A 10723-nucleotide genomic window follows, 5' to 3' on the forward strand; every position below is an offset into this window, starting at 1 on the left:
GTCAGACCACGGGTTCCACGACGATGTCCAGGTAGGCGGCGCCGCTGTCGGGGACGCGGGCCTGCTTCCACACCTCGACGGGAAACGACGCCATCACCAGGCCCTGCATCAGGTGCATCAGAGTGCGGGCATCGTCGGGCAGGTCGCCCCAGGGGAACCGGTCGACGTAGGCGATGGCGTCCTCAAGGCGGGGGAACGCCGCGTCGTAGAACGCCTGCATCTCGTCCATCGAGCTGGCGAGGCGCTTGGCGTACCGCTCGGGCTCGGTGGGCAGGGCCCACGCCGCGTACGGCTCGAGGTCGGAGAACTCAGCGGGCAGCGGCATCGCGGTGCTCCTTGACGTGGTCGCCGGCGACCTTGTGCAGGTGCCGCAGGAGGATCTCCTGGTCGTTGAGGGGGAATTGGGTGACGGCGCGGCTCTTGAGCATGGTCTGGGTGGCCTCAAGGGTGTTGGCGTCCTGGAGCGCGTACTCCTTGAACGTCACTGCGGCGAGCTCGTGGCCGAGACGCTCCCGGGCGTTCTTCGGCGGGGCGAAGTAGAGGCTCGTCTCGAAGATGTGCTCGTCGACGGCGGTCGGCCAGTAGTGGTACGTCAGGTACCAGCCGGGTGCCCAGATCAGCAGCATGAAGTTCGGGAAGAGGACGAACGAGTCGCTTCCCCATGCCTTGTGCCGGGCGGGGTTGAGGCTCTCGGGGAGGTCGTCGAGGCCGTCTATGCCGGGGCGGTCCCAGGGGCCGAACAGACCGCTGCGCAGGATGCGCTCGATCGGCTTGACCATCGACGGGTCCTTTGGCGGGGACATGCCGCCCCAGGAAGAGATCACCGAGTGCGGACCCTCCAGCTTGTAGTGGAGCGCCTCGTAGCCGAAGCTCATCAGCTTGTCGGCCTCTTCCTTCACCGCCTGCTTCTGGTGCAGCACGGGCGCGTGGTAGAATTCCGCGAACGCGTCGATGAACAGCTTCCAGTTGCTGCCGATCCGGGCCTTGTAGGTGTAGACCTCGGTCATCTCGTGGAAGGGGTAGCCCTCCAGGCCCTTGGCGAGGTCGCCGAGGTACTCGCCGAGCGGCGCGGCGTCCGGGTCGAGGTTGACGAAGACGAACCCCTCCCAGACCTCGCAGCGCACGGATTTGAGCCCGTACTCGCTCTTGTCGACGTCGAAGAACTCGTCCTCCTGCTGGATGAACGTCAGCTCGCCGTCAAGTCCGTACCGCCACGCGTGGTACTTGCAGGTGAACTGGCGGCAGGTGCCCTTGACCTCTTCCTGGGGGAAGTCGTTCCAGACGAGCTTGTTGCCGCGGTGCCGGCACACGTTGTGGAACGCGCGGATCTGCCTGTCCTTGCCGCGGACGATGATCAGCGAAGTGTCCGCGACCGCGAGCTCCTTGGTGAAGTAGCTGCCGACCTTCGGCACCGACTCCACGCGGCCGACGTTCAGCCACGTCCGCTTGAAGATGGCCTCTCTCTCGGCCTCGTAGTGCTCCGGGTCGATGGAGTCGCTGTAGTCGACGGGGGCCGTGCCCAGCTCGGGGTACTGCTCCGTCCAGCTGCCCACGGCGGGTTTGGGGAAGTGGGGCAAGGGTCCGACCTCTCGTGGCGTTCATTCTCGATCCCGAGAATCATATTCTCACTTATGGATCGAAGATTCTCATGTCTCATGCCGGTAGTCAATCCGCCGGTGCCGAGGGCCCGGCCCGCCGACCGGATGGATGGTTGATTCTCTGGAAGTGAGAAGGTAATTTTCGCGGCAAGTGGAAGGAAGGTCCGTCATGACGTCATCAGAGTCGGCGCTGCGCCCCGGTGAGCAGCTCGCCAGCTCCGTGTGCGCGACGAGGGTCGTGGTCGTCCGGGCGCCCGCGCGGGGCCGTCCGGCGATCGCCTGCGGGGGCGGCCCGATGGTCCCTGCCGCCGGAAAGCTCGCAGCGCCGTCCGGAGGACCCGCGGGAGCGTCCGCCGACGCCGCGAACGCCACGCTCGTCGGCAAGCGCTACGTGGACGAGGCCGGGACCGTCGAACTGTTGTGCGTGGCCCCCGGGACGGGCGAGCTCACCTGCGACGGCGCGCCCATGAGCATCAAGGCGGCCAAGCCGCTGCCCGCATCCGACTGAGGGAACGCCATGGACTCCGAGGATGGGACGCCGAGGGCCGTCCGGCTTCGGGCGCACGCGGCCCGGGAGTCGCGGTGAGCGACCTCGTGCCGATCGAGCGGCACGGCCACGTCCGGGTGCTGACGCTCAACCGGCCCGGCGCGCGACGCCCTCGACCCGGCCGCGATGGAGCGGTTGCCTCCACCTCGGTCGTCGCGGCGCCGAACGGCCCCGCACTGAGGGCGGGTTCGAGCTGGTGCCGCCTGCGAGCTGATCACCGCGAACGAGGGCGCCCGGCTCGGGATGACCGAGAGCGGGGACTGTTCGCCGGTGGCGGTGGGACGCCGCCCCAGGCCGTCGCCCTGTAGATGGGCCTCACCGGCGACCCGGTCACGGCGGAGGAGTCCCGCGAGTACGGGCTGGAGTTCGGCCGGATCAACATCGTGGCGCGGGCGGTCGGCGTAGCACAGGCCGCCTACGACGCGGCGGTCGGCTACTCGCGGCAGCGGGAGGCGTTCGGTCGGCCGATCTCGGACTTCCAGGCCATCCAGTTGAACCTCGCCGAGGCGACCGAGATCCAGGCCGCCCGGCTCCTGACGTACCAGGCCGCCGGCCAAGTCCGAGGCCACCGACGGCCGGGTCGCCATGGAGGCGGGGCCGGGGCGCCTCGGCTGGTGACCCGTCCCGGTGATGCCCACTCCCGGCCGGGGTGCCGGCGGCGGCGTCTGGAACCCCAGCGGGCCGCCGGGGGCTCGCGCGTGGCCGGCCGCCCGTCTGCCGGCGAGTATGCGTGACCCTTGTCACAGCGGATCCAACCGACCTAATGTGTGTTCAGTAGGTTTCGGGAAGGAGTCCGGTTGACCGATCAACGGCCGTACGCCGCGCTCCTGGCGAAGGGAGAGAACCGCCGGCAGCGGATCCTGACCGCCGCCCAGCGACTGCTGAAGCGGCACGGATGGCGCGGAATCACGCTCGGGCGGATCGCCCGTGAGGCCGGGGTGAGCCCGGCCGGCCTGTTGCATCACTTCGAGTCCAAGGAGCAGCTGCTCCACGCGGCCATCGACGCCCGGGACGCCTACGACGAGGCCCACGCCGACATGGACGCCGACCTCATCACGCAACTCTTGCAGGTCGCAGAGCGGTACCACCGGGCGCCGGATCTGGTCGGCATGTTCGCCGTCCTGCTCATGGAGAACCTCGCCACCGACGATCCGCTGCACGACCGCTTCTTCGACCGCTATCGGGCCTCCGTGCGCACCGTCGCCGAAGGCATCCGGCGCGGTCAGCGCTCCGGGAGATACCGCACCGACCTGGATCCGGACGTGAAGGCGGTCGAGATCATCGCCTTCCTCAACGGGATAGAGACATCATGGCTGCTCGACCCTTCGATTCCGCTGACCGAGGTCTTCAAGGAGTACACCGGGTCGTTGGCCCGGCAGCTCGCACCCGGCGCCGATCCTCGCTGAGGCACCACCTGGTCGTGGTGGCCCCGAGCATGGTGGGCGGTGTCCGGTTCGCGGGCGGCTGGGTGTTCGATCGCGTGGCCGCCGGGTGGGACGTCACCGTCCTCACCGCGGACGGCACCGATTCCCGGGCGCTGCGCATCCTGGGCGTCCGCGGCATCGATCTGGACAAGGCGCTCAACTCGCGGATCCGCGGCCCCCGCCCGCTTGCCCTCGCGCTGGACGCCGCGCTGTTCGAGTCCGACGAGCTGGTCCGGCGCAAGCTGTTCGAGGTGCTCGACGGCGACATGCACATCCGCCTGTGGGGCGGACGGCGTGCCGGGGAGGTCGACCCGGCTCTCGACGAGGTTCCTGGTCGCTTGCAGCACCGGCTGAGCAGCGCGGCGCGCGCGTTCAAGACGCACGCCCTCGCGGCCGCGTCCGCCGCCCGGGTGCCCGCGCAATGCGTCGCCCCGGACCGCGTCACCGGCGACTGCACGTCCGGTGCCCCCGTACCGGGCGACCCCGCGACCCGAGCCACCGAGGTCTTCTGGTCGGCCGAGATCCTCCGCTCGACCGGCGCCGGCATCACCTGACCGGGCCGACCCGAAGGACCGGGCGCGTCCATTCGTGCGGGCGCGCGCTTCCGCATGCCCGCCGGCCGCCCGCGCGTCGGATGCTGAGCTCGGTTGGCGTAGACTGAGCCGCGGTTCAATCGGCTGATGGCTGGTTTGAGCGTGTGGCGGGCAAGGAGGGTGCGGTGACGGAGAGGGAAGCGGCCGGCGTCACGGGCCAGGCGCGGCCGGACGGGGAGGCCGCGGCGCCTGAGCGGCTCAGCCCGCGCGAGGTGCGCCGCCGGCAGCGTATCGAGCTCGGCCGCGAGCAGATGCTCGAGACGGCCGAGGAGCTGTTCGCCGAGCGAGGGTACTACGAGACCAACTTGAAGGACGTCGCGCAACGGTGCGAGTTCTCGGTCGGCTCGATCTACTCGTTCTTCGACAGCAAGGAGGCCCTGTACCTCGCGGTCCTGATGCGGCGAGGACCCGGGCGGCTGGCCGAGATGAAGCGGCTCGCGGCCGGCGGGGGCCCGGCGGGCGAACGGTTCCTCGCGCTGGTGACGGCGGAGCTCGAGCACCGCCGCAAGTACCCCGCCTGGGCGCTGCTGCACGCCCGGATGACCAAGGTCGGTGGCCGGACCGTCGCCGACGTCCCGCAGGACTACAAGGATCTCCACCGTGAGACGGTTCGGATCCTGGCGGGCGTCATCGCCGACGGGCACGCCGACGACACGATTCGTCGCGGGGAGCCGCACGCCCTCGCGCGCATGTGCTGCGCCCTCCTGGACAGCTTCACCCTGATGGACCCCATGGTCAGCGACGAGCCGGGGGGTATCGGTGCCGAGGAGTTCCGGATGTTCGTCCGGGAGACCTTCACCATCACCTGAGCTGCGACCCCGGGACGCGCGCGGGGCGTACGCCGGTCAGGGTGTTGCCGGTCAGCCCGGCCACACCTCCCCGGACGTGCGGCTGACCGGACGGATCGAAGTGCGGATGCACGGCCCCTGAGTGGGGCGACCGTCGAGTTGCCCGTGTTCACCGTACGGAGCGGCTCCTGCCCGGACGCGGTGTCTCGCCCTCCGGAGATCACCGTGGGACTGATCCCGGGAGTAGGCGGAACGGCCACCCCATCGACACCCTGAAAGGGTTGCTCTGGATAATTGAGAACGGTAATCTCAACTTCGAGAATGGCGATGTCGCCTGGCGGTGAAGCGGTACCTGACCGGCCTGGCGTGGGGGTGGGTGCTCTTGGTGGACCTGGCCTTCCCGCCCGGCCGGGCGGCACCGCGTGAGGAGAGCTCTTCACGACGCCCTTCCCAATGCCCGAAGGCCGTCACCCGGCCTTTCGTCCTTTCGAACAGGAGCGGACCTGATGGCGGACGACTTCGACAAGATCGACTTCTTCCGGGGCGACGAACTCACCGCCGACCCCTATCCCTATTTCGACGCGTTGCGCGCCAAGTGTCCGGTGACCCGGGAGCCCAACCACGGGGTGATGATGGTCACCGGGTACGACGAGGCCATGGAGGTGCTCTCCGACTCGCGGACCTTCTCGTCGTGCCTGTCGGTGACTGGGCCGTTCCCCGGGTTTCCCGTCGCCTTGGAGGGCGATGACCTGACCGACCTGATTGAAGAGCACCGCGACAAGCTCCCGATGAGCGACCAGCTGCCCACGCTGGACCCGCCGGTGCACACCGCCCACCGCAGCCTGCTGATGAAGCTGATCACCCCGAAGCGGCTCAAGGAGAACGAGGAGTCCATGGGGCGGCTGGCCGACGGCCTGCTCGACACCTTCCTCTCCGGTACCGAGGGCGAGTTCATCCGCGGGTTCGCCGGGCCCTTCACCCTCCTCGTCATCGCCGACCTCCTGGGCGTCCCCGAGCAGGACCTGCAGGAGTTCATGGAGAAGTTCAACCTGGAGGAGTCCACCGGCACGATCGGCAGCGTCGACGAGGACAACCTCAAGCACACCCCGCTGGAGTTCCTGTACGGCCGTTTCGCCGAGTACATCGTCGACCGCCGCCGCGAGCCGCGCGACGACGTGCTCACCGGCCTGGCCACCGCGACGTTCCCCGACGGATCGATGCCGGAGGTCATGGACTCGGTGCGGGTGGCGTCCAACCTCTTCGCGGCCGGCCAGGAGACGACCGTCCGCCTCCTCGGCTCCGCGCTGAAGGTGATCGCCGAGCGCCCCGATATCCAGGCATGGCTGCGTGAGGACCCCGGCCGCATCCAGAACTTCATCGAGGAGACGCTGCGGCACGAGAGCCCGATCAAAGGCGACTTCCGGTTGTCTCGCGTCCCCGCCACGATCGGCGGGGTCGACATCCCCGCCGGCACCACGATGATGGTGGTGAACGGGGGAGTGAACCGCGACCCCCGCAAGTTCGAGGATCCAGAGCGATTCGACCCCGCCCGTCCCAACGCACGCCATCACATGGCGTTCGGGCGCGGCATCCACACCTGCCCCGGAGCGCCGCTGGCCCGGGCCGAGGCCCGCACGTGCATCGAACGGATTTTGGACCGAACCTCCGACATCCGGGTCTCCGACCGCAGGCACGGTCCCGCCGAAGACCGCAGGTATAAGTACATCCCGACCTATATCCTTCGCGGCCTGACCAGCCTGCACCTGGAGCTCACCGCGAAGGAGGGTACGTCCGGATGAAGGTCACGATCGACGAGGACCGCTGCGCGGGCCACGGCATCTGCTGCACCACGTGTCCCGGGGTCTTCGACCTGAGCGACGACGGCCACGCTACGGTCGGCACCGGCGAAGTCCCTGCCGAGCACGAGGAGGACGTCCGCAGGGCGGTCCTCAACTGCCCCGAACGGGCGATCACCGCGGAGTGACGCCTGAGGTGGTGCATCCGACCACCCGGCACACGCAATGCACTCCGGCCCGCACGGCGGGCTCCGGGACTCCGTGCCATGCGTCCGGTTGAGCGACCTGTACATACCGGGAGGGTGGGCGGCTCCGGCCGCGTGTCGATCCCGTCCGGCTACGCCCTCACCCGTGCCAACCTCACCGCGAGGCCTGCGCCTTATCTACGATTCGGCCCGCAACCGCGGCCGGTGAACCGTGCCAGAGTTCCTGCCAGGCACTCCGCCGCGCGTGCAGCGCCCTGGACGAGACCAGCGTTGCCGTGACGATCGATCCAGCTCGCGACACCGGTGGCGGCTCCGAGCCGCCACCGTTGCAAGTGTCGTTCGTCGTGACGTAGAGTGCAGATGCTAGTTCTGAGAATGACATTCTCCGTTCGCGGTGATCTGAGGGAGCGCGCAGACGGTGGACGACTTCAGGTCTGTGGACTTCCGCGGCGACGCGGTGGCGGCCGGTGCGTACCACGGGGTGTTGCGTCAACGGTGCCCGGGGCACCGGGAACGTCGTTGCGATGCGCTCCACGATCGTTCTGCCGACCTGCGCCGACAATCACGCTCTGCTGATGCGGCTGACCCCGGCGCCGCCGTACTTGTTTCGATTCGGCGAATATGGCTTCGGCGAGCTCATCCCCCACCGGACTCGACGTGCGCCGTGAGCTGCGCGCGTTCGCGGCCGCCCGACCGATGGCACAGACAAGGAGACGCAACGATGCAGAGAAGCCCGGTGGCAGGTACCCGAGTGCGCAAGCGAGCCCTGGCTCTCGGGGTCGTTGTGCTGATGACGAGCACGCTCTTGCAGGGCATCGGTGGAGCGGGGGAGAGCGCGCAGCGCACGGCCGCCACGGCTGTCGAGTACTCCTCGCCGGGTACTCCCGGCGTTCGGAACTACCCACCGGCACCCGCACCGGAACGCGTCGATGTGCGACGGCTTCCGCTGCCACCTGCGCCACCGTCGACCGACCCCGGTTCCTGCGTCGTGCGCACCGGATGCATCACCGACTCTGGAGGACCCGGCTGGACGCCGGACGGCCGCCACGTCATCGTGTACGTTGACTACGCCGGGGCCCCGGAGGGAAGCGTCTACACCGGGGAGCAGATGCTCATCGTGAAGGCCGACGGGAGCCGGTTCTCGAACGGCGAGCCGTGGAAGTGCCTCACGTGCGGGGTGCCACCCGAGAACCGTCAGGGCACAGGCGGGGGCTACAGCTACGTGCAGCCGTTCGCCGACGGCAGGCGGGTACTCGGCGGCACCAACATCGTCGACTGCGGGCGCCATCGGGTAGTCGACGAGGCGTGCACTCCCGACCGGGTGCGCATTCACCCGATCCGCTGGAACGTGACTCCCGACGGCTCCGGGGGCGGCGGCAGCATGCGGGAGCTCCGTCTGCACCCCGACAACGAGCACCTTGGCTGGAGCAGTGTGACGGTCGCGCCCGGCAACAGGTTCGAGCAGTTCTCCTACCTGGGACGGCTGGTGTTCAACCCTGCCCCGGAAACCGGGCAGCCACGTGTGCCGCGCTACGAGCTCACAGCCGTCACCTTGCTGTTCGACGCCTCACCGCAGGCGCAGCCACTGAGGGTGAAGCCCGGCAAACCCGGCGAGCTGGAGTACGACCCGCGGGCTCGTTCGGTCGGAGAGCTCCGCGGCTTCTCCAGCGACGGCCGGGAAGTCATCTACGTCGGCTATCCCGAGGAGTCGGCCAACATCGACGTGTTCGCCGCCGACCTGACCACCGGGAAGGTGCGCAGGCTCACCAGGCATCCGGAGTACACCGATCCCGTGGACGCCTCACCGGACGACAAGTGGATCGTCGCGGAGGACACCAGGGGGACGGACCGGCAGATGTTCGTGGCGGGAATGCGGGCCATTCCGCCGGTGACCGACGTGCTGACCACGAGCGCCGTGTCGTCGATCCGCAACAACCACCAGCGCCGGTTCTTCCAGCCCTACCTCATCGACCGGTACGGCGACCGCGGTTCGTACAACGGCCAGCAGCTCAACGCCTGCACACCGCGCCACAAGCCGGGGCCGGGCAGCATCTGTGACCCGAACTGGAACGCCAGCGCCGACCCGGCCTGGTCGCCGAACGGCACCAGCGTCGTGTACGGGCAGCGCCTCGTCAAGGCTCCAGCGTGTGGGGGAGCCAACCCGCTCCCGTGCCCCGAGTCCACCGAGCCAGGTGGCCGCATGTCGCGGCTGATGCTCGCCAGGCTCGTGGAACGCAGGCCTCAGCGGCCCAAGCCCGTCGTCCCCATTTCGGACGAGGTGAGCTGGGGAACGCCGTACGAGGCGGGTGACCCGGCGGCCGTGCGTCCCTATCCCCCGGAGGGGACGTACACGTTGCGCGGCCGGCGGTCCGGTTCCGCGACGGTGGAGATCTCCTGGAACGAGGCCGGCACCACCGTGGAAACGGTCGCGGCGCGTTACACCGACTACTCCGACGACGGCGCCCACGTGCTCAACGGCACCGAGCGCGTCACCAGGGAGAACCCGACGCAGACCTCGAGCACGCTGCACTGGTACTCCGACCTCGTCCAGACCGGCCGCACCAACGGCACGAAGAAGACCAGCCCGGACGGCTTCCACCTGACCATCGACCTGTTCGAGACGGTCTTCGACGCGACCGGAACGATGACGACCACGCTCGACGGTCGCACCTACCGGCAGCCCGCGAACGGAACCTAGAGGGCCGACGAAGGTCTTGTATGAGGGCTGTCCGGCCGTGGGCCGGACAGCCCTCGGGTCATGCGCCGGCAGGGGAGAGGTGCCGGAGGCCGTGTCCGGTAGATCTTGGGTGAGGTCGCGGAGCCAGATCTTTGATGGAGGCGACGTCGATGGCGCCCTCGTAGGCGAAGGCCCTCTTGTCGTAGCGGGTTGCGGCCGCCCCGGAACTGCTTGAGCAGGCTGGTTGGGTAGCCGCGCGGCGAGACCGCCTTGATACCCCGGCGGCGGAGATGGGCGCGGATGGCCCGACTGGAGTAGGCGTTGTCGGCCAGCACACGGTCGGAGCGGACTCGATCGCGGCCGATGCAGCAGCGTTTGAGGTCAGCCGGGCGGTCGGTCGGCAGCACCGGTCGGCGGCCAAGTGGATCTTGGTGGTGAGCCCGCCGCGGGACCGGCCCAGTGCCTCACGGCCGTCGGGTTCATCCCCTCTCAGAGGTCCCCTTCTGCGGAGCCGACTCGGAATGAACGGCGCGAGCCGCTCCCACTTCGCATCAGTCAACTCGAACCGTCGCGTCACCGACCAGCGTCTCAGGTTTCAGCGTACGGTCACCCGGACGGCGGCGAGGTTCTGGATCAGGCCGTACGGGGAGTGGGGGTCGCCGTTGTGCTGCGCGGTTACGCGGGCGACGGTGTGATAGGTGCCGGGCTTGGTGAAGGTGTGGGTCGTTCGCCGGTGGATCGCGGGTCGGTTCGGGGGCGGCGCGGCGGTGAAGGTGCCGGTTCCCTGGAAGTCCCATTCCACTCGGACGATTTTTCCTGTGCCGGGTGGGACCTGGGCGCGGAGCGAGAAGGTGACGGGCCTGCCGGCCGGGTGCGCGCCGGGGCGGACCCGTAGCGTCGCGACCGGCTGGAGGCCGTGGCGCCGCGCGGCGGTCGGTGCGAGTCTGACCTGGCTGTCGGAGTCGACGTGGTAGCCGGTCGTCGCGGGCGGCCTGCTGCCTCGCGCAACCCAGGCGTCCAGGTAGAGCAGTGCCTGCTGCAACTCGCCGTCGTATCCGACGATGTGGGCGGCGGCGTCGTGGGCGGGGCTGGCG

General features: G+C 69.2%; 12 protein-coding genes and 1 pseudogene. 9 read left to right on the forward strand and 4 right to left on the reverse strand.

What is annotated here, in order from left to right:
* Position 1: 1 nt before the first annotated feature.
* Both E1281_RS06585 and E1281_RS06590 read right to left on the reverse strand, forming a co-directional pair.
* Positions 2 to 325 (reverse strand): hypothetical protein, encoded by a 324-nt coding sequence (locus E1281_RS06585; RefSeq protein ID WP_131876244.1) that lies wholly within the window; start codon positions 323 to 325, stop codon positions 2 to 4.
* Positions 309 to 1553 carry an aromatic ring-hydroxylating dioxygenase subunit alpha gene (locus E1281_RS06590; protein ID WP_207943141.1) on the reverse strand — a complete coding sequence of 415 codons (1245 nt, stop codon included), beginning with the start codon at positions 1551 to 1553 and terminating at the stop codon, positions 309 to 311. The genes E1281_RS06585 and E1281_RS06590 overlap by 17 nt, the downstream gene beginning before the upstream one ends.
* A gap of 214 nt (positions 1554 to 1767) precedes the next feature.
* Here E1281_RS06590 and E1281_RS06595 point away from each other — a divergent pair, with 214 nt between their 5' ends.
* From E1281_RS06595 to E1281_RS06630, 9 genes are all read left to right on the forward strand, one after another.
* Positions 1768 to 2106, forward strand: a complete 339-nt coding sequence (locus E1281_RS06595; protein ID WP_207943142.1) for a hypothetical protein — start codon at positions 1768 to 1770, stop codon at positions 2104 to 2106.
* Positions 2107 to 2453: 347 nt separating this feature from the next.
* Positions 2454 to 2879, forward strand: a complete 426-nt coding sequence (locus tag E1281_RS41715; protein WP_243716659.1) for an acyl-CoA dehydrogenase family protein — start codon at positions 2454 to 2456, stop codon at positions 2877 to 2879.
* A 63-nt stretch (positions 2880 to 2942) separates the two neighbouring features.
* The gene (locus tag E1281_RS06605) at positions 2943 to 3551 is read left to right on the forward strand and encodes a TetR/AcrR family transcriptional regulator (RefSeq protein WP_131876246.1); all 609 of its coding nucleotides are present in this window, start codon (positions 2943 to 2945) and stop codon (positions 3549 to 3551) included.
* A gap of 14 nt (positions 3552 to 3565) precedes the next feature.
* Complete coding sequence (locus E1281_RS06610; RefSeq protein ID WP_131876247.1) at positions 3566 to 4123, forward strand: hypothetical protein; 558 nt, start codon at positions 3566 to 3568, stop codon at positions 4121 to 4123.
* Positions 4124 to 4287: 164 nt separating this feature from the next.
* Positions 4288 to 4971 (forward strand): TetR/AcrR family transcriptional regulator, encoded by a 684-nt coding sequence (locus E1281_RS06615; protein WP_131876248.1) that lies wholly within the window; start codon positions 4288 to 4290, stop codon positions 4969 to 4971.
* A gap of 485 nt (positions 4972 to 5456) precedes the next feature.
* Positions 5457 to 6749 (forward strand): cytochrome P450, encoded by a 1293-nt coding sequence (locus E1281_RS06620; protein ID WP_131876249.1) that lies wholly within the window; start codon positions 5457 to 5459, stop codon positions 6747 to 6749.
* Complete coding sequence (locus E1281_RS06625) at positions 6746 to 6934, forward strand: ferredoxin (protein ID WP_131876250.1); 189 nt, start codon at positions 6746 to 6748, stop codon at positions 6932 to 6934. The genes E1281_RS06620 and E1281_RS06625 overlap by 4 nt, the downstream gene beginning before the upstream one ends.
* A gap of 542 nt (positions 6935 to 7476) precedes the next feature.
* Positions 7477 to 7620, forward strand: coding sequence for a hypothetical protein (locus tag E1281_RS40000; protein WP_165958808.1), 144 nt, complete (start codon positions 7477 to 7479; stop codon positions 7618 to 7620).
* Positions 7621 to 7940: 320 nt separating this feature from the next.
* Complete coding sequence (locus E1281_RS06630; RefSeq protein ID WP_131876251.1) at positions 7941 to 9650, forward strand: hypothetical protein; 1710 nt, start codon at positions 7941 to 7943, stop codon at positions 9648 to 9650.
* Between the two features lie 236 nt (positions 9651 to 9886).
* Here the strand turns inward: E1281_RS06630 and E1281_RS41720 are convergent.
* Both E1281_RS41720 and E1281_RS40005 read right to left on the reverse strand, forming a co-directional pair.
* Positions 9887 to 10089 (reverse strand): annotated as a pseudogene (locus E1281_RS41720) (IS5/IS1182 family transposase); the annotation flags it as partial.
* 135 nt (positions 10090 to 10224) lie between these two features.
* On the reverse strand, positions 10225 to 10723 hold a 499-nt coding region (locus E1281_RS40005; protein ID WP_207943143.1), incomplete at its 5' end, for a PKD domain-containing protein.

This window comes from Actinomadura sp. KC345 (assembly GCF_004348515.1).
Taxonomy (GTDB): domain Bacteria; phylum Actinomycetota; class Actinomycetes; order Streptosporangiales; family Streptosporangiaceae; genus Spirillospora.

What these genes read in the sequence shown, in the direction of transcription:
- E1281_RS06585 (WP_131876244.1), bottom strand. Translation starts at nt 325, where the DNA reads ATGCCGCTGCCCGCTGAGTTCTCCGACCTCGAGCCGTACGCGGCGTGG.
- E1281_RS06595 (WP_207943142.1), top strand. Translation starts at nt 1,768, where the DNA reads ATGACGTCATCAGAGTCGGCGCTGCGCCCCGGTGAGCAGCTCGCCAGC.
- E1281_RS41715 (WP_243716659.1), top strand. Translation starts at nt 2,454, where the DNA reads ATGGGCCTCACCGGCGACCCGGTCACGGCGGAGGAGTCCCGCGAGTAC.
- E1281_RS06620 (WP_131876249.1), top strand. Translation starts at nt 5,457, where the DNA reads ATGGCGGACGACTTCGACAAGATCGACTTCTTCCGGGGCGACGAACTC.
- E1281_RS06625 (WP_131876250.1), top strand. Translation starts at nt 6,746, where the DNA reads ATGAAGGTCACGATCGACGAGGACCGCTGCGCGGGCCACGGCATCTGC.
- E1281_RS40000 (WP_165958808.1), top strand. Translation starts at nt 7,477, where the DNA reads ATGCGCTCCACGATCGTTCTGCCGACCTGCGCCGACAATCACGCTCTG.